Origin of the sequence: Halobacteriovorax sp. RT-1-1 (assembly GCF_047085455.1) — a bacterium.
Taxonomy (GTDB): Bacteria; Bdellovibrionota; Bacteriovoracia; order Bacteriovoracales; family Bacteriovoracaceae; genus Halobacteriovorax_A.
The window spans coordinates 472,139-496,133 of the sequence record NZ_JBKIXZ010000002.1; the positions used below are offsets into that span (position 1 = coordinate 472,139).

General features: G+C 37.2%; 27 protein-coding genes. 19 read left to right on the top strand and 8 right to left on the bottom strand.

Annotated elements, in window-relative coordinates; genetic code table 11:
* Window positions 1-5 precede the first annotated feature (5 nt).
* From ACMAWV_RS12635 to ACMAWV_RS12645, 3 genes are read left to right on the top strand one after another with little or no spacing between them, the layout of a single operon-like run.
* Window positions 6-500, top strand: coding sequence for a TRAP transporter small permease (locus ACMAWV_RS12635; protein WP_103219214.1), 495 nt, complete (start codon window positions 6-8; stop codon window positions 498-500).
* Window positions 481-1,746: a TRAP transporter large permease gene (locus ACMAWV_RS12640; protein WP_103219215.1), complete on the top strand. Its 1,266-nt coding sequence runs from the start codon at window positions 481-483 to the stop codon at window positions 1,744-1,746. Before ACMAWV_RS12635 ends, ACMAWV_RS12640 begins: the two co-directional genes overlap by 20 nt.
* Window positions 1,747-1,751: 5 nt before the next feature.
* Entirely contained in the window at window positions 1,752-3,215 is a 1,464-nt protein-coding gene (locus ACMAWV_RS12645) for a hypothetical protein (RefSeq protein WP_412470277.1), read from the top strand.
* A gap of 172 nt (window positions 3,216-3,387) precedes the next feature.
* Here ACMAWV_RS12645 and ACMAWV_RS12650 read toward each other — a convergent pair whose 3' ends face one another.
* Window positions 3,388-4,020 (bottom strand): hypothetical protein, encoded by a 633-nt coding sequence (locus ACMAWV_RS12650; protein ID WP_103219217.1) that lies wholly within the window; start codon window positions 4,018-4,020, stop codon window positions 3,388-3,390.
* 172 nt (window positions 4,021-4,192) lie between these two features.
* A complete protein-coding gene (locus ACMAWV_RS12655; protein ID WP_103219218.1) occupies window positions 4,193-4,846 on the bottom strand; it encodes a hypothetical protein in 654 nt (217 codons plus the stop codon).
* A 436-nt stretch (window positions 4,847-5,282) separates the two neighbouring features.
* On the opposite strand from ACMAWV_RS12655, the gene ACMAWV_RS12660 reads away from it, so the two are divergent.
* A complete protein-coding gene (locus tag ACMAWV_RS12660) occupies window positions 5,283-5,765 on the top strand; it encodes a hypothetical protein (protein ID WP_103219219.1) in 483 nt (160 codons plus the stop codon).
* A 7-nt stretch (window positions 5,766-5,772) separates the two neighbouring features.
* On the opposite strand, the gene ACMAWV_RS12665 is transcribed toward ACMAWV_RS12660, so the two are convergent.
* The gene (locus ACMAWV_RS12665) at window positions 5,773-6,750 is read right to left on the bottom strand and encodes a DHH family phosphoesterase (protein ID WP_412470276.1); all 978 of its coding nucleotides are present in this window, start codon (window positions 6,748-6,750) and stop codon (window positions 5,773-5,775) included.
* Window positions 6,751-6,860: 110 nt separating this feature from the next.
* Here ACMAWV_RS12665 and ACMAWV_RS12670 point away from each other — a divergent pair, with 110 nt between their 5' ends.
* From ACMAWV_RS12670 to ACMAWV_RS12715, 10 genes are all read left to right on the top strand, one after another.
* A complete protein-coding gene (locus ACMAWV_RS12670; protein ID WP_412470275.1) occupies window positions 6,861-7,769 on the top strand; it encodes an ABC transporter ATP-binding protein in 909 nt (302 codons plus the stop codon).
* Window positions 7,762-8,514, top strand: a complete 753-nt coding sequence (locus ACMAWV_RS12675) for an ABC transporter permease (RefSeq protein WP_412470274.1) — start codon at window positions 7,762-7,764, stop codon at window positions 8,512-8,514. Before ACMAWV_RS12670 ends, ACMAWV_RS12675 begins: the two co-directional genes overlap by 8 nt.
* Window positions 8,511-10,022: a Gldg family protein gene (locus tag ACMAWV_RS12680; RefSeq protein WP_412470273.1), complete on the top strand. Its 1,512-nt coding sequence runs from the start codon at window positions 8,511-8,513 to the stop codon at window positions 10,020-10,022. The genes ACMAWV_RS12675 and ACMAWV_RS12680 overlap by 4 nt, the downstream gene beginning before the upstream one ends.
* Window positions 10,022-10,570 (top strand): hypothetical protein, encoded by a 549-nt coding sequence (locus ACMAWV_RS12685; protein WP_392993055.1) that lies wholly within the window; start codon window positions 10,022-10,024, stop codon window positions 10,568-10,570. Before ACMAWV_RS12680 ends, ACMAWV_RS12685 begins: the two co-directional genes overlap by 1 nt.
* Before the next feature lie 47 nt (window positions 10,571-10,617).
* On the top strand, window positions 10,618-11,289 hold the full coding sequence (locus ACMAWV_RS12690) for a hypothetical protein (protein WP_103219225.1): 672 nt from the start codon (window positions 10,618-10,620) through the stop codon (window positions 11,287-11,289).
* Window positions 11,290-11,422: 133 nt separating this feature from the next.
* Window positions 11,423-12,085, top strand: a complete 663-nt coding sequence (locus ACMAWV_RS12695; protein WP_103219226.1) for a thymidine kinase — start codon at window positions 11,423-11,425, stop codon at window positions 12,083-12,085.
* Window positions 12,069-12,884, top strand: a complete 816-nt coding sequence (locus ACMAWV_RS12700; RefSeq protein WP_103219227.1) for a uracil phosphoribosyltransferase — start codon at window positions 12,069-12,071, stop codon at window positions 12,882-12,884. Before ACMAWV_RS12695 ends, ACMAWV_RS12700 begins: the two co-directional genes overlap by 17 nt.
* Before the next feature lie 17 nt (window positions 12,885-12,901).
* Entirely contained in the window at window positions 12,902-13,414 is a 513-nt protein-coding gene (gene hpt / locus ACMAWV_RS12705) for a hypoxanthine phosphoribosyltransferase (protein WP_103219228.1), read from the top strand.
* Window positions 13,407-14,429, top strand: coding sequence for a hypothetical protein (locus ACMAWV_RS12710; RefSeq protein WP_158246952.1), 1,023 nt, complete (start codon window positions 13,407-13,409; stop codon window positions 14,427-14,429). The genes hpt and ACMAWV_RS12710 overlap by 8 nt, the downstream gene beginning before the upstream one ends.
* A complete protein-coding gene (locus ACMAWV_RS12715; RefSeq protein ID WP_103219230.1) occupies window positions 14,426-15,400 on the top strand; it encodes a hypothetical protein in 975 nt (324 codons plus the stop codon). The genes ACMAWV_RS12710 and ACMAWV_RS12715 overlap by 4 nt, the downstream gene beginning before the upstream one ends.
* Here ACMAWV_RS12715 and ACMAWV_RS12720 read toward each other — a convergent pair.
* Complete coding sequence (locus ACMAWV_RS12720; RefSeq protein ID WP_392993051.1) at window positions 15,369-15,878, bottom strand: hypothetical protein; 510 nt, start codon at window positions 15,876-15,878, stop codon at window positions 15,369-15,371. The two genes, ACMAWV_RS12715 and ACMAWV_RS12720, sit on opposite strands and share 32 nt — an antisense overlap.
* Before the next feature lie 23 nt (window positions 15,879-15,901).
* Here ACMAWV_RS12720 and ACMAWV_RS12725 point away from each other — a divergent pair, with 23 nt between their 5' ends.
* From ACMAWV_RS12725 to smpB, 5 genes are read left to right on the top strand one after another with little or no spacing between them, the layout of a single operon-like run.
* Window positions 15,902-16,840, top strand: coding sequence for a calcium/sodium antiporter (locus ACMAWV_RS12725; protein ID WP_103219232.1), 939 nt, complete (start codon window positions 15,902-15,904; stop codon window positions 16,838-16,840).
* 51 nt (window positions 16,841-16,891) lie between these two features.
* Window positions 16,892-18,226 carry an HD domain-containing phosphohydrolase gene (locus ACMAWV_RS12730; RefSeq protein ID WP_392993047.1) on the top strand — a complete coding sequence of 445 codons (1,335 nt, stop codon included), beginning with the start codon at window positions 16,892-16,894 and terminating at the stop codon, window positions 18,224-18,226.
* Between the two features lie 45 nt (window positions 18,227-18,271).
* A complete protein-coding gene (tsaD, locus tag ACMAWV_RS12735; RefSeq protein WP_158246953.1) occupies window positions 18,272-19,354 on the top strand; it encodes a tRNA (adenosine(37)-N6)-threonylcarbamoyltransferase complex transferase subunit TsaD in 1,083 nt (360 codons plus the stop codon).
* Between the two features lie 2 nt (window positions 19,355-19,356).
* Window positions 19,357-20,163 (top strand): 16S rRNA (adenine(1518)-N(6)/adenine(1519)-N(6))-dimethyltransferase RsmA, encoded by an 807-nt coding sequence (gene rsmA / locus ACMAWV_RS12740; RefSeq protein ID WP_412470272.1) that lies wholly within the window; start codon window positions 19,357-19,359, stop codon window positions 20,161-20,163.
* Between the two features lie 3 nt (window positions 20,164-20,166).
* Window positions 20,167-20,616 (top strand): SsrA-binding protein SmpB, encoded by a 450-nt coding sequence (gene smpB / locus ACMAWV_RS12745; protein WP_103219236.1) that lies wholly within the window; start codon window positions 20,167-20,169, stop codon window positions 20,614-20,616.
* Window positions 20,617-20,640: 24 nt separating this feature from the next.
* Here smpB and ACMAWV_RS12750 read toward each other — a convergent pair whose 3' ends face one another.
* The 4 genes from ACMAWV_RS12750 to pal are packed head-to-tail and all read right to left on the bottom strand — an operon-like array spanning window position 20,641 to window position 23,877.
* Window positions 20,641-22,245: a multiheme c-type cytochrome gene (locus tag ACMAWV_RS12750; protein ID WP_412463340.1), complete on the bottom strand. Its 1,605-nt coding sequence runs from the start codon at window positions 22,243-22,245 to the stop codon at window positions 20,641-20,643.
* Window positions 22,246-22,253: 8 nt separating this feature from the next.
* Complete coding sequence (locus ACMAWV_RS12755; protein WP_103219238.1) at window positions 22,254-23,039, bottom strand: tetratricopeptide repeat protein; 786 nt, start codon at window positions 23,037-23,039, stop codon at window positions 22,254-22,256.
* 24 nt (window positions 23,040-23,063) lie between these two features.
* A complete protein-coding gene (locus ACMAWV_RS12760; protein ID WP_103219239.1) occupies window positions 23,064-23,375 on the bottom strand; it encodes a DUF4398 domain-containing protein in 312 nt (103 codons plus the stop codon).
* A 10-nt stretch (window positions 23,376-23,385) separates the two neighbouring features.
* Window positions 23,386-23,877: a peptidoglycan-associated lipoprotein Pal gene (gene pal, locus ACMAWV_RS12765; RefSeq protein ID WP_103219240.1), complete on the bottom strand. Its 492-nt coding sequence runs from the start codon at window positions 23,875-23,877 to the stop codon at window positions 23,386-23,388.
* Between the last annotated feature and the right edge of the window lie 118 nt (window positions 23,878-23,995).

Consider the following 23,995-nt stretch of genomic DNA (forward strand, 5'->3'; position numbering starts at 1 on the left):
AACTCATGATACGCAAGATAGAAGAAGTTACAGATCTCGTTGTAGGCTGGCTAGTTGTGGCCAATGTTGCTGTTATGCTAGGCTTAAGTGTTTTAGCCATTATCTTTCGTTGGTTTGATATTTCATTTTCTTGGGTTGATCCACTTGTTCGACATCTCGTATTTGCTCTGGCCTTCTTAGGTGCAACACTTGCCAGTGGAAAGTCGAGGCATATTGCAATTGAGATTTTACCAAAATTTTTAGAGAGTGAAGGTAAACACCGTTCTTTATTCATTCTAAATAAGATAACTCAAGTGTGTATTATTGTTGGAACAACTTGGCTTTTTGCTTCAGGTGTTCAGTTCTATAATGTCGAGAAACAATTTGGAAACTTAACTTCACTGGGATTGCACTCTTCTGTTTTAGTCGCAATCATTCCAATTGGCTTCGCCCTGATCTTCATTCGCACGATCTTGGCATTTTTAAATTTTAAGGAAGATTATGAGCCTCATAACAATTAGTATTGCCGCATTTATTTTGGCACTAATTGGAGTGCCACTCTTTGTTGTTCTTGGAAGTCTTGCCCTTGCAGCTTTCTTTCATAATGGAATTGAGCCGTCGGCCGTCTCTGTTGAAATTTACCGTCTCGCATCGGCCCCGACAATTCTAACGATACCTCTTTTTACTTTTGCTGGTTACTTACTTGCTGAATCGAATGCACCAAAAAGACTATTTCGTTTCACGAATGCGCTACTTTCATGGATGCCTGGAGGAGTTGCTATTGTTGGACTCGTTCTTTGTGCTTTCTTTACTGCCTTTACTGGTGCTAGTGGGGTAACGATTGTTGCTTTAGGTGGATTAATTTATCCAATTCTTATGAATCGCGGTCACGATGATAAATTCACGATGGGATTTATTACGACTTCAGGTTCTTTAGGTCTTCTCTTTCCACCAAGCTTACCAATTATTCTCTATGGAATTGTAGCAGGAGTGGATATTGATCAGCTTTTTAAGGCCGGTATTGTTCCAGGAATGCTTCTCATCATTGGTTTAGCAATTTATTCAATCTTAAAGGCTCCGAAGAACCATAGTGAAAGAGGGAAGTTTGATTTGAAAGAGGCGCTTCTTTCTTTAAAGGGCGCAGCGTTTGAATTATTTTTGGCCCCTGCTGTACTTGTCGGAATTTACGGTGGGATTGTAACGGTTACAGAAGCAGCTGCCTTTACTGCGTTTTATATTTTAATGATCGAGTGCTTTGTCTATCGTGATCTAAGCTTTACAAAGGATGTACCTAAAATCGTTGTGGATTCAATGACAATGGTAGGTGCTATTTTAATTATTCTCTGTTGTGCTCTTGGCTTAACTAATTTCTTAGTAGATGAAGAGGTGCCTAATCAACTCTTTGGTGCTTTTAACCACATTCTTACGAACAAGTACGCTTTTCTTGCTTTCTTGAACATCTTCCTTTTAATTGTTGGAAGTTTAATGGATATATTTAGTGCGATAATTGTCGTCGTACCTCTCATCCTTCCATTAGCTCAAGAGTTTGATATTCATCCAATTCACTTGGCCATCGTCTTTTTAACAAATTTAGAGATCGGCTATATAACTCCTCCAGTGGGAATAAACCTCTTTATTAGTTCTATTCGATTTAAGAGACCGATTACTGAACTGTATCGCTCGGCCTTACCTTTTCTTCTTATTTTACTAATTTGTTTGGCCATTATTACCTATGTTCCTGCCCTGAGTCTTATCTGGGTAAAATAAAGAGGATGAATATTTTTAAATACTTACAAATTTTGGCCTTGGGTTTTACTGCCTCGGCCTTAGACGTGAAAAAAGGTGAGTGGGACTTTGAAGTCTATGAAGGACCACTGGACCCTCGATTAGTTATTGATTATCAAAACGATAAACAAGAGTTCCTTGATGAGGTTACAGGACGGACATACTTTAGTGTAATGCTTGAGCCTGCTATCTTTGATTTAACTCAAGAATTTGATCGCTATATCTATCCTAACTTTGCTTGTTCAAAGCATGAGATGACTGAAAATATTGAGTATATGCGCTACCTAGTGCGACTAACAAGTATTGCAAGTCTTTATGAGTTTTACCGTCAATCAAGTATTGCTCTTTATCAGTTAGGTGATGAAAAGAGTTGCGCTCTTAGCTATGATGCAATTTTTAAATCATGTAAGCCGAAGTCTAAAGATATGAAACTCTTTACTAAAAGAGTATCTGACTACTTTCCCGATATCGTTGACTGGGGGAAGTATCCTATTAAGCTCCAAACGGATCGACGTTTTGATTTAGCAAATTACCATCCAACTTTAGTTAAGATTCTTAGCAGTCACTTTGGTGGTGATAGCAAGACTTCTATTATTAACAGCTGCCAATTCGTTAAGAGTGAAATTCAAAGCTTGTGTAGTGAGGAAGATAGCTATTTATCTGCGCTAAATGTTGAAGAGATTAAGAAAGAAATTTTAACGACGAGTGCCTATAAAATTATCAATGCTAGTGGAAAAGGTGAGTCTTGTTTTTCTCGTTATGAAGAGATGACAAAGGATCAAGTTTCTATCGATAAGAAGAGTGCTGAGATTATTCGTACCGCATTAAAGGGTGAGGATGATTTAAAAGTTTTCTGGTTTGGTTCTTTGCGAGAGTTTGATGAGAAGGGAATTACTTTAGTTGAAGAAAAGGTTGTTAAAGAAGAACCTAAAATTGTAGCAAAGGTTGAAGTTAAAGAGCCTAAGGTTATCAAAACGGTTGATATAAAAACAATTAAAATCATTAGAAAACCTAAGCCTGAACCAAAGAAGCCTGAGCCAGTTAAAGAGATTGTTTTTTCTGCGTTTGAAACGGCCGTCTTAAATTATGAGAAGTCTAAGAAACAAACTGAAGTAGCAATGCCTTCTTTTAAAGACGATTATAAATTCTCAAAGAAGACTCTTGAAAGATTTAATGGTTCATTAAGAAGCTATCAAACAAGAAAACAACTTTCTAAAATGAAGAGAGTTGATAACCTTGGAAGCCTTCAGGCCCCAATGAGTTTAACGTTTATTAAGTATCTAATCGATTATAACCTTCATCAAGGTCTTTATAATATGACAAGTATTCTAGGAAATGAATTCTTTGTTATTAACGATCTAGAGGGGAGAACTCGTCCAATTAAGATTGTTCTTGATAATAATGAAGAGACGAAGTTTAGATGGAAGATTTGGGTTACTCAAGCTGAATAAGAAAGGCCCGCTATAAGCGGGCCTTGTTTTTTGTGCTTTAATTTTCCCATTGCTCCTGAGTCGAACCGCTCGGGCTTGAACCCTCGCTCTCGCTCCTATTGTCTAGCTAAAGAGCAGGGGAGCTAGCACCGCAAACAATAGACTGGTCTATGCCAGTCAATTTTGCGGATGCTTAATACTTACGTGATAGCTTCTTAAGTCTCTTCTCGTATGCAGATTTAACTGATAGAGCTAGGAAGAAACCTGCGTTTTCACCATTCTCATCTTGACCAAATAGTGAGATGTTACCAACTCTCTTGTCACCAGCTTTGAATGATTTTGTCCATGCAAATCCGTAAAGGTTAAAGTTTTGTAGTGGTACCCAAATACCAAAAACTTTTGGACCAACATAGAATGCCATGTTTTTAACTTTTTCAACAGTAAATGCTACTGCTGGTAGAGCACCTGCTGCTACACCTGGGATCATACGTCCACCAGGAAGAGTCTTAGGGTCTAGTCTATTTACATCTGATGAGAAAATATCATCAAGTGAAACAGTAAACGTTAGAACTGAACCAGCACCTTCTAGGTTAGGGTTAAGTCCGATAAATGACTTCTTGTACTTTGGTACTTTGTAAGTAGCACCTGCCATAATTGAAACATCTTCAAGTACCATTGAAACGACAACGTTATCTTCAAGTAGATTAACATTCGGTCCATCAACACCTGGGATTTCAACATTTCCTTCTCCACAAGAAACAGAGAAGAAAGAGAAGCTTAGTAGAGCCACGACTGTCAGTAGTCTTTTTCTTAATGTGATTTCCATATCCATACCTCACTAGTTTATAGGAAAAAATTCTCTCGTATGTTCATCTATCGACAGATATGAAGGGGTTCTTAATTTTTTTTGAAGAAAAAAAAAGCCCCTAGATTCCTAGGGGCATTTTTCCTGTATAGAATGTTTTGGTCAGTTATTACAGAATTTTTAAAACTTCTGATTAGTATCTATCAGCAAGTCTTTCAAGTGATCTTTCTTGTGAGCTTGAAACTGTAAGCGCTAAGAAGAAACCACCGTTTTCACCATTTGCATCTTCACCAACAAGTGAAAGGTTACCAACTCTCTTGCTATCAGTATAGAAACGAGTTGTAAGCATTGCACCTGCCATATTAAGGTTATTTACTGGAACCCAAATACCAAAGATTTGTGGACCTACGTAAAAAGCAATATTCTTAATACTTGGTACTGAGAAAGCAACTGCTGGAAGGGCACCACCAGAAACACCTGGAATTGCACGTCCACCTGGTAGAGTAAGTGGATCAAGACGATCAACTTTTCCGCCAAAAATATCATCTAACGATACAGAGAAAGCAAGTAGTGTACCGTTTGATTGAAGGTCTGGTGAAATTTCAACATAAGAATTTGTGTAGTTAGGGATATTGAAACGAGCTCCACCCTCAACAACAACGTTTTCTAAAATAATATCAACTAAGATATCATCACCTAGAAGGACTACTTTTGGTCCATCTACACCTGGAATGTCCATGTTTCTAGAACTGTCCCCCGAACCACATGACGTCGTTAATAGTGACAGGGCCATAAGTGCAGAAGTGATTAAAAGTTTTGATTGCTTAAATACTACAGAATTTTTCATAATTACCTCAAATGACTTTCTATTGATTATTCATTTTCCTTTTAATAGAAGTCTCTTTGAAGGCTTGTGCTCTTTTACAACTAATTGAACTCCACTGACGTACGACAAAGACCACAAATCGTTCTCTCTTCAATTTCGATAAATGCATTATGAAGAAATCAAGAATTTAAACAAGGTGATGTTGATCTGAATTTACTTTTTTTGAAAAAAATGTAAATTTTTTCAGAAATGGTCTTGTTATTTCAAATACTTAGTGGTGCTCTACATGACTTTTTTTGAGGGTGATCGCCTCGGATGGTCGTTTAGAATTTTACTTTCAAAACTGCCGTAGAAAATGGACACTGCCTTTGTAACTAGTCGAAACCTTAATCGAAAAGGTCCATCCCCCGAAATTTTCCACCTAACATCTCAAGTGAGAAAAGGTTAAAATATAGGGGTGAGATTATTAAGTGACAGAACAAATTTACGAACTAATTCAACAACGGCCACTAAGAAAGTAGGGCGTAGTAATGCCGCTGCAGACTTACCTGTTGCTTCAAAATCTACTGGTGGTCAAAGTATCGTTCGACGTGAAAGGCCTTCTGAGCTAAGTAGAGGCGAAATTAAGGCAAAAATAGAAAATCACAAAAGAGAAAAAGAAGAAAAAATGAAGGCCGCAATTGCTGAACATAAAGCTACTAAACAAGGGCAAGCAGTGCAAAAAGCGTCTTCACCTGTAGAGAAAAAAGCGCAGGCCATTAAAGAGGCGACAAAGGCGGAAGTAAAGATCACTCCTGAAGGAGAGCCTTTTGGTGATATCGCAAAGAATGATCCAAAAGATCCAGCTACTCAAGAAAAGCTTAAGGGTGTACTAACAGCAGGGGCATTTAATTTTTCTGATAAAGAAAGAGATGTTCTGGCAAAAATTCTTAATCAGTAGAGTCTACTTACTCAATCATTAATTCAATTTTTTCAATCACCTCAGGAATGACCTTTGCAAGGTTTCCATCAATGATTGTAGCTGCTGAGTGGTTGTGTCCACCACCACCAAGGGCCTGGGCAATCACGCCAACGTCAACTGTTTGATTGACTGAGCGAAATGAGATCTTAACTTTGTCACCAACTTCTCTAAACATACAAGCAACTTCAATACCTTCAAGAATGAGTAGGTGATTGATAAAGCCGTGAGTGTCTTCAGTTTCACAACCAAAGCTTTCAATCTCTTCTTCTGTTAGAGAAATCCAAGCAACCTTGCCATTAGGACTCATTTGACAAGAGGATAGAACCTTTCCTATGAGCTTCATGTATTCAACTTGTTTAACACCGTTGATTTGATTAAATGCTTGAGGAGGAGAAATTCCAGTATCCATAAGTTTTGCAACAATACGATGCGTATTACCTGTTACAGTAGGATAGCGGAATGAGCTTGTGTCGATAATAATTGAAGTATAAAGGGCCAAGGCCATTTTCTTATCAAATTTTACACCAAGCGCCTCAATTAACTCGCCAACTAGTTCTCCTGTTGCTGCCTTTGAAGAATCGACACAGTGGATGGCCGCAATTTCTTTTGGGCAAGGGTGGTGATCGATAAATAGAAGCTCGCTTGATTTTAAAACAAGCTCTTGAACGTTCTTACCAATGCGAGGAAGAGCGTTAGTATCTGTTACGATAAATAAATCAATTTTATCAAAGTAGTCTTTTGAATCATTGTAATTTGTAATCACACCATCTGGATCTAGGTAGCGATAGCGATCGAATAATTTTTCTTCATTAATGCAGATTGCATTCTTCCCAAGGTTTCTTAAGGCCATGCAAAGGGCAATCTCACTTCCGATACCATCGGCGTCTGGAAAGATGTGAGTTGTAATAACAATATTATTAGCTTTTTCAATAAGCTTCTTGAAGCGTTCTACATTTCTGGTCATATTTATCCTAGTCGGCAGAGTTAGGTAAATGATTAAATTTTAAGACTTTTCTTATTGTTTCATTTTTTGCTAGGATTTTAAAGAAGGATTTTTAATTAAGGACTTATGGAATGAGTGACAATAACCTTGTAGAGTTGTCGGACATTAGAAAAACATTTCCTGGTAAAGATGTTCTCAAAGGGGTGAATCTCACAATTGGTCGCAAAGGAGTTTTAGGATTCCTTGGACCAAATGGTGCAGGTAAGTCGACTCTAATGAAAATCATCCTTGAAGAACAGGAGTATACGGGGGGAAGTCTCGTTAAAGATAGCGAACTAACGATTGGCTACCTTCCTGAAGAGCCAGCGCTCTATCGCCATATGTGTGTTAGGCCATTTCTAAAATTCGTCCAAGAAATTTATCAAGTTGAAGAAAATATCTATTCAATCGAAGAAGTTATTGAGAAGTGCGGACTTAAAGAAGTTGCTCATCAAAGAATTGAGAATTTATCTAAAGGTTATAAACAAAAAGTAGGGATTGCTGCTGCAATTTGCCACAATCCAAAGCTTCTTGTGCTAGATGAACCACTTGTTGGGCTTGACCCACATGCCATTATTCAAATTAAGGACGTGATTAAGGATCTTTCAAAAGATCACACGATCTTCATTTCTTCTCATCAGTTAAGTGATCTTGCTTCGATTTGTGATGATATTGCAATCCTTAATGAAGGTATCATTGTTGCTCATGGGCCTATAGGTGATATTGAAAAGCAGCTTGAAGTTGATCAAAGAGTTGAAGTTGAGTTTGAATCAGTTGATGAAAATAAGCTTCAAGGCCTAAAAGAGATGGGAATAAGCTTTATTAAAAAGAATGATATTTATGAGTTTAGCGGACAAACACAAGACAGTGATTTAAGAATTACACTATCTAAATATTTTGCTCAAAATGATTTAGCTATTTTATCGCAGCAAAATATTAAGGTAGGACTTGAGGATATCTTTAAAAAGCTAACAGCAAAAAAGGAGGGAACTCATGAATAAGAAGCTTCCTCTGTTTAAAGGTATTAAGTTGATTTATAAGAAAGAAATTAGCGAAAGCTTTTCTTCTCCAATTATTTATATCTTTGCGGCCATCTCAAATTTTATTATGTCTGCAATCTTTTACAATAATCTACAAATGGCACCGCAATTAACAAATAAGACAATAGTGGACTTTGTTATTGCACCGACATTTTCAGCACTTAATTTTATTCTTCTCTTCTTTGCTCCAATGCTAACGATGGGAGCCTTTGTGAAGGAGAAGAGAGAAAATACTTTTGGGCTTTTAAAGCTTTCAAATTTAACTGACGATTCAATCTTCTTTGCAAAGTATTTTGCAGCTGCAACGAAGCTCGTCTTTATTACTTTACCTATTTTTATACTTCCTCTTTTCTTAGCGCCAAAAGGCTTTAACGACTTTGCCATTTTATTTACAAATATGCTGGGAATTTATGGACTAGGGCTTTGTTACTTAATTGTTGGGCTTAACGCTTCATTATTAAGTCGCTCTTATATTGCATCCATTGTTATTTCATTTGGTGCACTTTTTTCTTTCTTAATTATTTATGCAAGCTCGAATGTTATTGATAATGAAATGATTCAGGCCATGATGAGATACTTTAGTTTTAGCTCACATATCTTCTATTTCGCTAGAGGAGCTGTTTCTAGTTTTGACTTAGTTTATATCCTTTCTTTCGTTGGCTTCTTTAGCTTTATTGGTATTCGAAACTTGGGAGTTAGAAAATGAAGAGAATTACCCTAAGCCTCTGTGCCATTTTTTATCTTATTGCTTGTTTTCTATTTCTTATAATTCCTGAGCATATTTTTTTAGTTGGCGCGACATTTATCATTGCTCTTTGTTTAACTCTTCTAACTTTTTACTTTCATCTTGAAGAAGTTAAAAATTTTGTTAAGAGTACATTTGGAAAAAATCTTCTATCAAACTTTACTGCCTTCTTTCTAATATTTTGTATCCTTGCAGTATTAAACCTAATTGTTTTTAAACGAGGACCAATCTGGGACTTAAGTAAAAGACAATTAAATACTCTTTCTGAACTAACAATTAAAACTGTTAAGAAGATTGATGATAAGGTTGAAATGGTGGTCTTTTCTAATAAAGAATCAAAGAATGCTATTCTTTCACTACTTGAACTTTATAAGAATCAAAATCCTTCACTTGTGACTAAGTTTTATGATCCTGAGTTAAGGCCAGATATGATTGCTCAATATGGAGTGACAGTTTCTCCTTCAATTGTATTAGCAAAACAAGATGGACAAGAACTTAAGAAAGTTGTGGTGACTCGTATTCTTGAGTTAGGAATTACTAATGGTCTCATTCGACTTGAAAGAGATAAGGATCCGACTATTTGTTTTAATTATAATGCGAAATTTCAAGACAGTTCTGATAATGGTTTTACAGGACTATTACATGTTCTTAAGCAGTCGGCTTATCGTTTAAATGTAGTTGATCTTTTAAAAGCAAATGAAATTCCTAAGTCTTGTGATGTCTTTACGATTCTTGAGCCAACAAATGATTTCTCAAAAGAAGAAATCTCAAAACTAGAAAATTACTACTTCGATGGTGGTCGAGTTTTTGCAGCGATTATGCCGAATTTCCACGGAGAAAAGCTGGCAAATATAAAGAAATTCTTTTCGGATAACGGACTTAATATTGCAAATGACATCGTGATGGATCCTGTTAATGGACTTGAGTCATCAAAAGGGACTGCGCCGATTATTTCTCGCTACGATTCTTTAAATATCAATTCAGACTTTACTGAGAGAGTTTTCTTTCCGCTTGTTTCGTCCATAACTTCAACTCTACCACAAGAAGAGAAGGGAAGTTTCCACGCCCTGGCAACCTCGACGCCTGAAGGCTGGGCAGAGAAGAAGATGATTTCTGTTATCGCTGGGGATGTAAAAAAAGATAGTGAGGATATTGAAGGACCTATTGATATGGCCGCGGCCATTACAAGAGATGGAGTTCCTGCAATTGTTGCTATTGGAAACTCTGCCTTTATTTCAAATAAGTTCTTTAGTTATCAAAGTAATTTTAAATATGTATCAAATCTTTATCACTGGTTATCAGGTCAAGGACAACTGACTTCTCTACACTCAGTCGTATTTAAAGAAATTCCACTTTTAGTTTCAGATATTGAAAAGAAAGTGATTTTTTATTTCTCTATTGTTGTTCTGCCTCTTGTTTATCTTGTGATCGCTCTAGTTCTTTACCAGAGAAGGAAGTTTGCAGCTTAATGAAGAATCGTTATCTCTTTGTCATATTAGTTCTTTCTATTTTTGCAGCGTATTTCTTAGTTGAAAAAGATGAGCAAAAGGAAGTTGCCTTAATAACTCAGAAAAGAAATATTCTTAGCTTCTCTACTTATGGAAAGATTAAATCTATTACTGTTGCTGGAAATACAATTGAGATAAAAGAAGCAATTGAAGATAATCTTAACCTTTTCTATGATGAATTACAGAAGCTGAAAGTTGATCGCATCCTTGAAAGTGATGAAGTAGACGAGAATCTTTTAAAATTTGATGGGGCAGAGACTATCACATTTAATTTTACTAGCGGAAAAGCTGTCAGCTTCTTAGTGGGAAAGAAGATTGAATTAAATCAGTCTTTTTATATGGCCGTAATTGATGGACAAAAGTCGACATGGCTTATTGCTCGCTTCGAAACAGCTTTTCCAGCAGATGCTAACGATAAGAATCGCGATCGCTCAAGTATTCCTTATGAGAAATTTCGTGAAGTTTTACAAACACCTAAAGAGTTTTTTTATACTAAACTTAAAGAGTAGGTCATTGCCTAGTTTCAATTTATGAGGAACTCGATTAAAATAGAGACGTGCTAGAAATATATATTCAATACATTAAATTTCTTCTTTATCCGAAACTTGTGAACTCTAATATAGCTCACCACAGGTTAGAGATAGAACGCATCAAAGAAGCGAGGCTTTTTGAGATCGTTAAAGAGGAGAGTGAGCGTGGAGTTAATTTAAAGTTTGCAGACTTCGCTCTAGCTTCATGGCCCTTTGTTTTCATTTATGGCCTATACTCTCTTGCACAAATTCATATTGGAATAAATCTTGCGGGGAAAATGGCCGAAGATGGTTTCTTGCCAGCAATCTTTTCTTCAAGTGAATTTCAACAGAAGCTTTTTCTCTTTTCGACACTTTTTAAAGTCGTCTTCTTTCCACTTTCTGCTTGGGTATTTGTTAAGTTCTGGCGTTTAATTATCACAATGTTTGCAAGTCTATTCGATAAAGACCTAAAGGATATTGAGTTAGAAGATGTGATAGCAGGTGCGTTAGTTGGGAATTTCTTCTTAATCATCCCAATTTTTGGAGATTTTTTAAAATTTATTTCTCAAGTGATCTACTTGTACTTTGGACTGCGTTATAATCTGCAATTCTCATTTGTGCAGAGCTTCTTCATCCTTATGTCTCCGTTATTACTCATCGTGGGCTTCATGCTCTTTATGGTGATGTACCTAACGCTCATGATAAGCTTTATTTAGTCTTTACGCGTTGAGCGCATTGCCTTCCTTTTTTGAAAGAAGATGTAAGTGGCCTAAAACTGGCCCGGCCGTCATAATAGAATTTAGAGACACAACACAAAAAAATATCTGACATTAAGAGGAGTTTAAGTCAATGTACGCAAGTCACGCACACGCAACTGGTGGCATTGAAGTCGTATGCGGCCCAATGTTTTCTGGAAAAACGGAAGAACTTATCCGTCGAGTAACTAGAGCACAAATTGCTCGTCAAAAAGTTCAAATTTTCAAGCCTGTTATTGATGATCGCTATCACAAGACAAATGTCGTAAGTCACTCGTCACGTCATGTGGAAGCTGAGCCTGTCAAAGACGCAGTTGAAATCTTACAGAAGGTTTATGATTCAACTCGTATCGTGGCAATTGATGAGGTTCAATTCTTTGATGCAACAATTATCAAAGTTGTTTCAAAGTTAGCACGTCGTGGTATTCGCGTTATCTGTGCTGGTCTTGATCAAGATTTCAAATCAAAGCCATTTGGTCCAATGCCTGAGCTTTTATGTATTGCTGATGATGTTATGAAGATTCAAGCGATTTGTACTGTTTGTGGCGCACCTGCTTCGAAGTCTTACAGACTACCATCTGACAATAATAAAACAGTATTAGTAGGTGAGGCCGATCTTTACGAAGCTCGTTGTCGTGCTCACTTCGATTACTACGAAGAAGATGAAGATGTTAAGGCATTTTCGATTTCACTTGGAGGCCTAAAAGAGGTAAACTCTAATGGCGAGGTGAAATTGAACAATGAAAACACAATCTAAAAATTCGAACCAATATAAAATTAGTCAAATCGAACATAAGTATGGAGAGAATGTTTTTATTCTCTCCAATCCTCTTGCTGAAAGTTTACTTGCACGCTTCTCAAGCGAAGGTGTTATTCAGCCAGAATTAAATCACTTAATTCATAAACTCTATTTCATTTTATTAGAATCTGTTTTAGGAAACTCGTTTCCTAAAGAAGTCGTGGAAGTGCGCTCTCGTATGGCCGGATTAACAGAGAAGGCCATCTTTAAACAAGAGGTGATAAAAAGGGAACAGCCAGTTCTTTGTGTAGACCTTGCTCGCGCGGGAACTTTTCCAAGTCATATCTGTTTTGAGAATTTAAATTACTTTTTAAATCCTGAACTAATTCGCCAAGACCATTTCTATGTTCAGCGCAAAGTCGATGAGAATGAGCAGGTCATTGGTGTTGATGTTTCGGGCTCAAAAATTGGTGGTGGCCAAGAAAATGCAATTGTTCTGCTTCCTGATCCAATGGGAGCAACTGGTGGCTCAATGTCGTTTGCCGTTGGTCATTATAAAGACAAAGTTAAAGGGCGTGCACTTAAGTATATTTCACTTAATCTTATCGTAACTCCTGAGTATATTAAGAGAATGCAAAAAGATCATCCAGATGTTGAAATCTATGCTCTTAGACTTGATCGTGGGCTATCTCCAGATCATGTTCTTAAAACAATTCCTGGAACACTGTGGGATGAAGAAGTTGGGCTTACTGGAAAGCAATATATTGTTCCGGGCGCAGGTGGCGTTGGGGAAATTTTAAATAATTCATTTGTATAGGAATTGGGGAAGAATTCATGGCAATCGAAACTTATTTTTCTGAAGAGAAAATTAACGAAAGAATCAAAGAGCTTGCAACTAAGATTGATTCAGACTTTCAAGGTGAGGAAGTTGTGATCATTGGCGTGCTTAACGGAGCCTTCGTTTTTGTGGCAGATCTAATTCGCCAAATGAGTTCTCCTGTATATTTTGACTTCATTGGAGCAAGTTCTTACAAAGGGACCGAAAGTACTGGAAAGGTTTCCATTACAAAAGATATTAAAGTCGATATCAAAGATAAGAATGTTATTCTTGTTGAAGATATCGTGGACACAGGTCTTACAATTAGTGAGCTAACGAAAATGTTAAAAGAAAGAGGACCTAAGACAATTAAGCTAGCGACTCTTTTACATAAGAAAGTAAAAACACAACACGAAGTTCAAATTGATTACCTCGGCTTTGAAATTGAGGATAAATTTGTTATCGGCTATGGGCTTGACTTTGATGGCCGCTACCGAGAGCTTCCGTTTATTGGAATTTATAATGGATAATATGATTGCCAAGGCCGAAGGATCGGTTCGCGTTGACCTTCTTGGTGGAACTCTTGATATTGTTCCACTAAATCAGGTCTTAAGACATACAATTACTCTTAATCTTGCAACTTCTCTTAAGGCCAAGGTTAAGGTTGAAGAAATAGAATTTGAGGGTGTTGAGTTTGTTTCAGTAGATTACGATTCGGTAACAAGACACTCTAGCGTAGAATTCACATACGAAGACTTTGATAGTGATACATTTGGAGCTTTATCTTTTCTGGCCCAAATTCTTCATCACTTTAAATTAACTAGTGGTATTCGTTTAACGACAGAGTCTGGTTCTCCTCCGGGGGCAGGCCTTGGTGGTTCGTCTTCTATGGGAGTAACTGTTTATAAGGCCCTGTGTGACTATTGTGGAGTTGAGTTTCATCGCCAAACTGCGATTAATACAGTTCAAAATATTGAGGCCAAGATTTTAAATAAGGGCCCTTGTGGGTATCAGGATTATTATCCTGCTCTTTATGGTGGGGTACTTGCTCTAAAGGCGACAAATAGTTGTATTGAAGTTGAGCAGCTCTACAATGAAGAATTTAAGAGCTTTGTGGAGTCACACTTAACACTTGTGTATTCAGGACAACTTAGACTTTCGGCCATTAATAATTGGCAAGTTTATAAAGACTTCTTTGATAATCAAAATGGTGTAAGAGAAGGGCTTGGAAAAATTCGTGATTTAACTTTTAGCGCATACAATGCAATTCGAAATGGTGAGTACGATGACTTTCTTGGAATGCTTTGCCAAGAGGGTGCGCAAAGAGAAAAGCTATTTTCGGGTATTGTTACAGATGATATGCGAGATATTTATAATAAACTTCGTGAAAAAGACTTGGTTATTGGAATGAAGGTTTGTGGAGCTGGCGGAGGCGGATGTTTCTTACTGGCACATGGCCCTCAGCATAAGTCCCAGGTTTTAAAAGAACTAGCACGTGTAAAAGATATGCAAGTGTTAGAGTTTAGTGTTGAGAAACCGCTATGAATTTAAGCTTCAATCGTGTTGCAGGACTATCAATGAAAGGTGGACGAAGAGATAATTTCTTCTTCTGTCTTCTTGATCATCACGAGGGAAGCGGACGCTGGTTTTTAAAATCAATTCTACATGTAAAAGATGAAGTTCGTGATGAAGACGTTGAAGATGGTGATGATATCCTCAATCAGTGGATAGATAAGTATAATCTTAAGCACGTTATTATCGACTTTCCATTATCGAAGCCTCCTTGTCATAACTGTGACCTTAAGTGTCCAGGTGTTGCAAAATGCCCCGTTGGCGATGTGAAGCAGGTTCGTGAAGATATTGCATCGATCTTAGAGATGGATCGAAAGATGGAAGAGGAAAATCCAAAAGAGTATGAGCGAAGGAGAAATTTTGAAGACCTCACTCATTTTGATCGCGATACATTTGTAAAAGAGTCTAATGATTTCATGCTTTCGAAGTCTTTTAAGAGAAGATTAAAGAAAGGCTTTATTCCTTACTGGAATCGCTCTCTTGATTTTTGGATATGGTGCTCTTATCACGATCAGCTATTAGAGCTCTTCAATACAACTTTTGATTCATTTGGAAATACATCTCTTATGATGCTTTCACGCTTCTCATATATGAAGAGACACTTTCCTGAAGAGTGCCAATTCTATGAAGGACATGTAAACCTCATTCTATTAGAGCTTCTAAAAAGTCGCATTGTCCTTAAAAAAAATATCGTCAATTTAACGGATCTTGATCTTGGAGTTGAGGCACGCCTTGATATCGTTAAAAAGATTGAGAATAAATTGGGAATCTTTATTTACGATAATGATCTTGAAGTTATTGTAAAAAATGTAAGGGCCTTTGACTCATTCTTACTTGCAGTTTGTGGATTGCAAAAAGCAAAGGGACAAGCTCGCAGTATGCCAGATTGGACTCTTCCTCACTTAACAAATTTTATTCTTCCTTCATTTGATCCACGTGCTTAAAGCCTAGTGCATTAAATAAAAGTAAAACCCCTGGAATCATAAACATGGCCACTCTTGGAGTATCAAGATTGAAGAGCGCTATAGAGATCATAAGCACGCCACCTGTCCATGAATAGAGTTTGATATAACTCTGTGCAAACTTTTTATTATAGAGGCGAAAGATATAAATAATTAGGTGAATAATTAAGTAGACACAAATAATTGAGATCACCGTATGGACCATTAATTGGATAACTTGATCTTGAAAGTGAGGATCTTTTATTCCATTTGCAATATTCGGATCAACAAGCCTTAGTGATTGATAAGCAATCTTAAAGCTTTCTCGATAGGTTTGCGGATTTGCGTAAACTAAATAAAGATAAAAAGCGACAAAAGCATCTGCAATCATACATGTCGAAATACTTAGAAATTTGAATTTCTTTTTGCTAAACTTAGAAAAAATATTTTTTAGAAATGAAGAGTTATTTGAATTAGTCATAAGCTAATTATTGGAAATAAAATATGGTTTTACAAGTTGTGTTATTAATTCTTGCTATTGTTATGCTTTACTATGGTGCAGAGTTCGCTCTGGAGTCAGCTGAAAAGATTGGACTTGCTCTAGGGTTATCACCACTTGTTATCGGTTTATTAATTGTGGGCTTTGGGACTTCGCTTCCAGAATTCTTCGTTTCTCAACTTGCAAGTTATCGCGGTGAGCCGGGAATTGCTCTGGGAAATATTGTCGGCTCTAATATTGCCAACCTTTTTCTTATTCTTGGTGTATCTGGATTAATGGGACGTCTTTTCATCTCTGGAACAGAAATCAAGAAACAACTTCTTCTACACCTAGCACTTACAGTAATTCTTGGGATCGTTCTTCTACAAGATCAAATCTACTGGTGGGGAAGTGCTCTACTAATTGGTTTTATGCTTTTCTATCTATGGGACACATTTGCTTCGATGAAAAAAGAACGTGCTCACCTAGGTAATCAAGAACAGCCTCATCACATGGATGAGAAAATAGGGCCAAAAGAAATCATTCACCTTTTTGCTGGCTTTGCCCTTTTATATGGAGGGGGAGAGTTACTGGTTAAAAGTGGAACAGCCGTTGCTCTTGAGTTTGGAATTTCAAATTATGTTATTTCGGCAATCTTCGTCGCCTTTGGTACTTCGTTCCCTGAACTGGTTACGGCAATCATGACAAGTCGTAAGGGAAAGAACTCGGATATCATTACAGGAAATATTATCGGTTCAAATATTTTCAATGCGGCTTTTGTTTTAGGTAGTTTAGTGTTCTATAAAATCAAGATTGCGGAAAACTTTATACCGGAGATGTCCGCTCTACTATTTGCTTCACTATTTTTACTAGCAATCTGTTTTGCAAAAAGGGCCTTCTACCGCATCGCTGGTGGAGTTTTCCTGGCCTGCTATATTGCCATGGTCCTATACTGGGTTCGTTAAAGCACAAAGTTCCTTCTAGTTTATAAACATGGAAGTGTTAAAATAACTCCTATGAGCTTTAACGTACTAGTGGCCGAACCAGATTTTGAACTAAGTGATATTTATGTCTTGGGTATTGAAAATGCATTTCAAGGTGTAAATGTCATTCGTGTTTCAAACTTTCGCGAATTAAAATTAAAGCTTCAATCATCAAAAGATTATAAATTAATTGTCACAGACTATTTTAGAGAAGGTGATGATGATATCTTCTCATTCTATGATTCAATTGATTGTAATATCCCATCTCTTGTCATTACTTCATACACTGAAGCAGAGTTTGTTAACTTTGAAAGAGATGTAACTTATCATAAGAAAAGAGAACATCTACCAAAGCCATTTTCATTTGTTAAATTTGAAAAGCTTCTAACTCAATTAGGTGGTGTTTCTACTTTTGTTCAATCAAGTAGTGCATATAAGAAAATTAATACAGAGTACTTCTTAAGAGGAACTCTGGCCATTTGTGATACATACGTAAAGCTTAGTGACTCTAAATTCGTAAAGGTTATTCACCGCGGAGACACATTTACGATTTCACAAATTGAGAGCTATCTTGATCGCGATATAAACTACCTCTATATCAACAAAGACGATATCGATGAGTACGTTAAGAAAGCAGGAGAGGTTTCATTTTTAAAGTATGATCCTTCAACTCCAGCAGAGCATCTTGATATAGCTCAAAAGTCCATGATGACTCTAAAGCGCCTCGTTGGCCGCTATGGAATTAGCACAGGAACATCTACTGTTGTTGATAGCTATGTTTCAAATATTTCAAAACTTGCGCAGGGAAGTCCAAAACTTCGAAACCTTTTAAAAGAGCGCGAGAATATGACAAATTATCTCTACGATCATTGTTATCTAACAAGCCTCTTTGCCGTTGAAATTTCAAAGCAACTAGAGTGGGGGAAGAAAGATAATATTGAAACTCTTATTCGAACAGCTGTCTTTCATGATCTTCTACTTGAAGATGAGGCCCTTGCTCGTATTTCGTCACAAGAAGAATTACTTAAGGCCGAGCTTACAGATTATGATAAGAACCTTGTCCTTGGGCACGGGCGCTTAATTAGTGAGATGCTTGAGAAGGAAGGGCTGGCAGATCAGAATATGTATGAGATTCTGATTAACCACCACGAAAGGCCAGATGGGTCCGGATTTCCTCGTGGACTTTATGCGAATCAGATTAAGCCACTAACGGCCGTCTTTATTGTTGCCCATGAACTTGCTAAGCAAATTGAGCTTCGAAACTACAATCTCGACGAAAGCCGTACTATTTATCAGTACTTAGCGGATAATTTCGGGCGCGATCACTTTGAAAAAATCATCAAAATTGTCGATAAAATCTTAAAATAATGATAGGGTGCATCTTATTATTTAATCGTAAGAACGGAATATTTCGTGGCCACTAAATATATTTTAGGTATTGAAACAAGTTGTGATGATACATCAGTAGCAGTTCTAAAGGGAGATCCTGATAAGATTTCTCAAGGTGAAGTGCCTGAGGTGTTGGCCTTTGAGCTATTTTCTCAAGAACAAATGCTCGCCCAATGGGGTGGAGTTGTTCCAGAAATTGCCTCTCGAAATCATCTTGAAAAATTAGCACCTCTTATCAAGCAAACAATTGGTAAGGCCGGTGTAAACCTTTCTGATATTGATCTTGTTGGTGTGACGACTTTCCCTGGACTGCTAGGGCCATTACTTACAGGACTTAATGCTGCTAAGACAATTTCTCTTTTAAAGAAAGTTGATCTCTTTGCAGTAAACCATCTCTTTGCTCACCTGGAAGCAATCCACTTAACAGAAAAAGTCTCATATCCATACTTAGGACTTCTCGTAAGTGGAGGCCACAGCCTCTACACACTTGTGAGCGCAAGTGATGAGATTGAAGTTCTTGGCTCAACAATTGATGACGCCGCTGGTGAAGCATATGACAAAGGTGGAAAGCTAATGGGGCTAGGCTATCCTGCTGGTCGCATTATTGATGATCTTGCAAAAGAAGGTGATATTAATCGCTTTGAGTTTCCAATAGGGCTTAAGACATCAAAAGATTGTAACTTAAGCTTCTCTGGTGTGAAGACATCTTTAAGAACCTTCCTCGATAAGAATCCTCAGTATCTTGTAAAGTCGCCAGAAGATATTAATCAAGATACAAAAGATATTTGTGCTTCTTATCAGCATGCTATCGTTTCAGCTCTTAAGCTTAAGCTACGTTATGCACTTGAAGCAGCAAAAGAGAAGGGATTTAATAATCTTCCAATTGTTGTTGGTGGTGGAGTTGCTTGTAATAGCTATCTTAGAAAAGTGCTTCAAGAAAAGTATAAGCAGGTACATTTTGTACAGCCGAAATTTTGTACCGACAATGGTGCAATGATCGCTAATTATGCTTTTAGAAACTATAATAGTCGTATCCAGTATCCTGATACACTAAGTATCGATGCCAGATCACGATTTATTAATAAGAAAGAACATAGGAAGGCCTAATCATGGAAGAATCAAAATCAAAACTACCTTGGGCCAATAAAGAACTCGGTCAGCACTTTTTAAATAATCAAAATATCATTACTAAAATTACAGATGATTATGCAGATGTTGCAAAGAATATCATCGAAGTTGGACCTGGTCCTGGAATCCTAACAAAGCATCTTGCTGCTCATGATGGCAATCTTAACGTTGTTGAAATGGATACTCGTATGATCGAATATCTTGGACCAATCGTTAAAGAAGAAAATATTCTTTTCACAGATGCCCTTGCGCTAGATTTTGATCAATTTATTAGCGATAAGAATATTAGTGACGAGTTATGGCTGGTTTCAAACCTACCATACAATATCTCGACACCACTTCTTTTAAAATTTCTTCAAACACCAGCAATTAAGTATATGACGCTGATGTTTCAAAAAGAAGTTGCTGATAAGGTTTTTGCCTTTGCTTCAAAGAAGAATTTCATGGGGTCTTTAATGGCCCTATCACAAACATATTTTAAGACATCTTTGCTTGTAAAAGCGCCTCCAGGTGCCTTTACACCTCCGCCAAAGGTTGACTCTGCTGTAATTAGCTTTGAGCGCCTGGAGAGTCCAGTGATTCCTCTGTCTGAATTTAGTAAATTTGAGAAATTCTTAAGAGCTGTCTTTCAATTTAAGAGAAAACAGCTTGGAAAAGTTCTTAAAACTTATGCTCCAGCAGATAAGATTGCCGAGGCCCTGGCCAAAATCAATCAGCCTTTGACAGTTAGAGCAGAAGCGCTAAAATTAGATGACCTTCAAAATTTATATAAGTATCTAAATGAGTAAATAATGGGAAAGAAAATAATCGCCAAAAATAAAAGAGCAAAGTTCGACTATCAAATACTTGAACTTTACGAAGCAGGAATGATGTTAGTGGGAACTGAGGTTAAGTCTTTGCGCGCTGGAAAAGTCTCAATTGGTGAGTCCCATATTACAATTGATAAGAACGGCGAAGTTTGGGCCAATAATATCAAAATCCCTGAATACGAATTTGGGAATCAATTCAATCACGAAGAGGCGAGAAAGAGAAAACTTCTTTTAAATGAAAAGGAAATTGCTGAAATCGCTCACCGTGTGAAGGCCGAAAGGCTTACGATTGTTCCAACGATCATCTATTTTAAAGGCTCACGTGTTAAGCTTGAAATTGCTCTTGCAAAAGGGAAGAAGCTTCATGATAAGAGATCTGATCAGCAGAAAAAAGATGTTGAGAAGAAGCTAAGAAAAGGGGACTATCAGTAAGAAACTGAAGTCCCCGTCGTATTTTTAGTGTGTCATTTTTTGATACATTTTATCGAAGTACTCGTCATTTACTCCAGAATAAATTCCATCGCGATCTTTCTTATACCACTCTGGTGATTGGTCACTAGTGTGACAACCAAGACATTTATTCTTAATGGCCGCTTTTGTATGGGCCTTTTTTTGTGTCTCATCTTCAATGGCAAATGGGTGATCTGTTACCATCGAGTGGCAGTTTAGACACTGAACATTAGCAAATGAGTGCTCCACATTGTGTTTCTCATTGGCCTTATCCCATGCAACGCGAATTGATTTTATTTTTTTAGGATCAAGCTTGCGAACAGAAGCAACACCACTAAAGGCCTTTGATACATCCTGCCAGTACTTTTGTTTGTGAGCGTTAAATTTGGCATCACTTGTTTTTAAATCTTTAAAGTGCACGATATCGTTGTGGTTGATATAGCCACCTTCTTCATTCATTCCAAGAGAGTGACACTGCATACAGCTCGTTTTATTCTCTTCTTTGGCAATCATAAGAGTTCCAAAAGAAATCGCGTGAGGTGTCTTGGCCCAGTGATCACCTTGATCTGAGTGACACTCAAGACAGCTTTTTGTATCGGCAAGCTTTTTAATACCACTATCAGCAAAGCTTAGGCTTTTTTGTTCTTTATCGCGAATGCTATCAAGCTCTTGTTTGTGATTATTGATGTAGCTTGTAAAAGGGTTATTTGGAATCCTCTCTCCCAACTGCTCACGCATTTCATGGTAAGAGAATTCTTTTTCAATTTTTTCAGTCCCTGCAGAGAAGGCGACTTCTCCGATATAGTGGTTCTTTGAGAGAACTTGAACGATTTGTGTTGTACCAACGTCAATAGAGTAATTTGTAAAACTTTGTGAGTGTGAACCAATAATCCAATCGATCATCGGGTATGTTTCAGCAAATTTCTTATCGTAATCAAGTCCAGCATGGGACATAAGAACTAGTTTATGGAGTGGATTCTTATCATCAAAGCCAGCTTCTTTAAGCGTTGTTAATGTATTTTTAAAGTTTTTAACTGGATTGATAAATAGATCTCTAAACTCTGATTGCAAGCTTCCGGCCGCCACGATTCCTGTTAGAAAGATTGTGCTCTTTCCAAATTGAATCTTTGCATATTCTTGGTGGGGTAGGGACTTCTTATCAGCAAGGTTTGAAACGAGAACTTTAAAACTTACTTGTGAAAGTACTTCTTTGTAGAAATCAAGTCCAGCAGCTAGATCCTGATCTCCTGGGATTGTGTATTTAAGCCCAAGTTTATCTAATCCTTTTGCAAGTGATAAGGCCGCAAATTTCTGAGACTTTTCAATATGGCCAGGAACAACTGATGAAGGAAAGAGCATATCACCAGTGTCAATATAGAGGTATTGATGATCCTTTTTAAAATCACTCATAAAGCCTGCAACTTGCGGAAGACCTCCTAATGGAAATTGGCGGCATCCACATGGGTGAGTCTCTCCAGAGATCGAGTGAGAGAAGAGGATTGAAAATTTTGGTCCTTCAATTTTTAACTCTTCACTGTCGCGATCCAGGTCAATAATACTTTGACACGAAAGTGCGAAAGTTAAGCTTAGGAGTCCTAAAATTTTTTTCATGCTATTCCTTATTTTTTGTAGCTTGCTAATAACTTTTTAGCAGTAGGGACGTGGCGACTTTTTGGGAATGACTTAAGCATCTCCTCAAGTGTCACAACTGCTTGTTCGGCTTGGCCTTGTCTTTTAAAAGTTCTGGCCAAATAAACTAGTCCATTAGCATTGTAAGCAGACGAAGGCATTGATGTATAAAGAGTTGAAAAGTATGTGACAGCATCGTCATTTCTTTTTTGGATATACGAGATCATTCCTAGATTGTGAATGATACGACCTCTTCTTTTACCTTTGATTTTATTTTCATTATAGAGTTTTTCAAGAATAGGACGAGCTTCGCTGTATTTACCTTTTCCATAAAGAAACATGGCCTGATCATAAGGTGAGCGACTTTTTGCTTTCGCTATCTCTTTTCTTTCAGTTTCTTTTTTTTTTAGGAGTGCTAATACTTCCTTGATGAACTTATCTTGTTCTTCAATCTTAGCTGTAAGCTTTGTTACCTCATCAGTTAAGACAGTATTCTGTTCTTCTAGTTTTAGAAGTTTTTGATCAACTGTTTCTAGCTTTTGATCCTTACCGTTTGTGTACTCTTCAAGTTGTCCTTGAAATTGAAGAACGCTATCTTGTAGCTCTTGTACTTTTGAGAGTGAATCAGCATTAAGCTTTTGATTCTGTTGCATTTGCACAGACATCGTATTGATCTTTTGTTCGCGCTCAATTTGTTCTTGTGTTTTACAAGATGTCATTGAAGCACCCATTAAAATTGTTAATGTAATCGTTGTAAGTAGGGAAGGTTTCTTCATGAGAAATTCTCCGAATAAGATATATTAAATGCTATCGAGAGTTTTCTTACGATATGCCTTGAACTCGGCCTTTTCTGAGAATTGCTTAGATAGAATGGCGTACTTCTTAGCTTTGTTAAAGAATTTTCTCTTGTAGCTTGATTTTGCTTTTAAGTAGTAGAATTCGGCTTTTCGGTAAAGGTTAGGGGCGAGTGTTTGTCCGCCAGCTTCCTTGGCCGCAAGGAAAGCAACCTGTGCATAAGTCATTTCTAACTTCGGGCGTACGGTCGTTAGACCGCAGCTACCCAAAGATAGAAGTAAAATTAAAAATGTGATTTTATTTTTTAATTCTTTCATTTTTTAAAGATTACTTAGCAATAATTACGAAGTTTCCTCTTCTGTTTTGTGACCAAGAATCTTCATTGTGACCAAATGAAATTGGTCTTTCTTTACCGTAAGAAGTAGTAGAGATTCTTGAAGCATCAACACCAAGAGCTACTAGGTAGTTCTTAATTGCACGTGCACGGTTTTCACCAAGTGCCATGTTGTACTCACGTCCACCTCTTTCATCAGCGTGACCTTCTACTTGTACTTCAACAGAAGTATTTCCTTTAAGGAAGTCAGCGTTTGCTTCAAGAGTTGCTTTAGTTGATGAGCTAAGTCCTGATGAATTAAATGCAAAATAAACAGTTCTTAGTGCACCAGCTTTACCTGAATCTGAGTCACCATTCACTTCAAGAGAAGCATTGCTGTAATCAACAGATTCTACAGAAGTTGTGTCATCAGTTTTTGATGATGAACCACATGAAGTCATAACTAGTGCAGAACCTAAAAGTAATAGTGTAAAAAGCTTTTTCATTTGTTCCCCCTTTCCATTTTATGTAGAGATTTTATTGTTATCTGGAAAATAGCTATACCTATAAAGTATATAATAAATTTAGGTGTTTAGATACCGGCAGAAAAGGAGATTTCACTAG

Coding starts and splice junctions, on each gene's coding strand:
- hpt (WP_103219228.1), top strand. CDS start 12,902: ATGGCAATCGAAACTTATTTTTCTGAAGAGAAAATTAACGAAAGAATC.
- ACMAWV_RS12695 (WP_103219226.1), top strand. CDS start 11,423: ATGTACGCAAGTCACGCACACGCAACTGGTGGCATTGAAGTCGTATGC.
- ACMAWV_RS12640 (WP_103219215.1), top strand. CDS start 481: ATGAGCCTCATAACAATTAGTATTGCCGCATTTATTTTGGCACTAATT.
- ACMAWV_RS12680 (WP_412470273.1), top strand. CDS start 8,511: ATGAAGAGAATTACCCTAAGCCTCTGTGCCATTTTTTATCTTATTGCT.
- ACMAWV_RS12755 (WP_103219238.1), bottom strand. CDS start 23,039: ATGAAGAAACCTTCCCTACTTACAACGATTACATTAACAATTTTAATG.
- ACMAWV_RS12655 (WP_103219218.1), bottom strand. CDS start 4,846: ATGAAAAATTCTGTAGTATTTAAGCAATCAAAACTTTTAATCACTTCT.
- ACMAWV_RS12645 (WP_412470277.1), top strand. CDS start 1,752: ATGAATATTTTTAAATACTTACAAATTTTGGCCTTGGGTTTTACTGCC.
- ACMAWV_RS12675 (WP_412470274.1), top strand. CDS start 7,762: ATGAATAAGAAGCTTCCTCTGTTTAAAGGTATTAAGTTGATTTATAAG.
- ACMAWV_RS12685 (WP_392993055.1), top strand. CDS start 10,022: ATGAAGAATCGTTATCTCTTTGTCATATTAGTTCTTTCTATTTTTGCA.
- ACMAWV_RS12715 (WP_103219230.1), top strand. CDS start 14,426: ATGAATTTAAGCTTCAATCGTGTTGCAGGACTATCAATGAAAGGTGGA.
- ACMAWV_RS12730 (WP_392993047.1), top strand. CDS start 16,892: ATGAGCTTTAACGTACTAGTGGCCGAACCAGATTTTGAACTAAGTGAT.
- ACMAWV_RS12710 (WP_158246952.1), top strand. CDS start 13,407: ATGGATAATATGATTGCCAAGGCCGAAGGATCGGTTCGCGTTGACCTT.
- ACMAWV_RS12650 (WP_103219217.1), bottom strand. CDS start 4,020: ATGGAAATCACATTAAGAAAAAGACTACTGACAGTCGTGGCTCTACTA.
- ACMAWV_RS12670 (WP_412470275.1), top strand. CDS start 6,861: ATGAGTGACAATAACCTTGTAGAGTTGTCGGACATTAGAAAAACATTT.
- pal (WP_103219240.1), bottom strand. CDS start 23,877: ATGAAAAAGCTTTTTACACTATTACTTTTAGGTTCTGCACTAGTTATG.
- smpB (WP_103219236.1), top strand. CDS start 20,167: ATGGGAAAGAAAATAATCGCCAAAAATAAAAGAGCAAAGTTCGACTAT.
- ACMAWV_RS12700 (WP_103219227.1), top strand. CDS start 12,069: ATGAAAACACAATCTAAAAATTCGAACCAATATAAAATTAGTCAAATC.
- ACMAWV_RS12720 (WP_392993051.1), bottom strand. CDS start 15,878: ATGACTAATTCAAATAACTCTTCATTTCTAAAAAATATTTTTTCTAAG.
- rsmA (WP_412470272.1), top strand. CDS start 19,357: ATGGAAGAATCAAAATCAAAACTACCTTGGGCCAATAAAGAACTCGGT.
- ACMAWV_RS12725 (WP_103219232.1), top strand. CDS start 15,902: ATGGTTTTACAAGTTGTGTTATTAATTCTTGCTATTGTTATGCTTTAC.
- ACMAWV_RS12750 (WP_412463340.1), bottom strand. CDS start 22,245: ATGAAAAAAATTTTAGGACTCCTAAGCTTAACTTTCGCACTTTCGTGT.
- ACMAWV_RS12635 (WP_103219214.1), top strand. CDS start 6: ATGATACGCAAGATAGAAGAAGTTACAGATCTCGTTGTAGGCTGGCTA.
- ACMAWV_RS12760 (WP_103219239.1), bottom strand. CDS start 23,375: ATGAAAGAATTAAAAAATAAAATCACATTTTTAATTTTACTTCTATCT.
- ACMAWV_RS12665 (WP_412470276.1), bottom strand. CDS start 6,750: ATGACCAGAAATGTAGAACGCTTCAAGAAGCTTATTGAAAAAGCTAAT.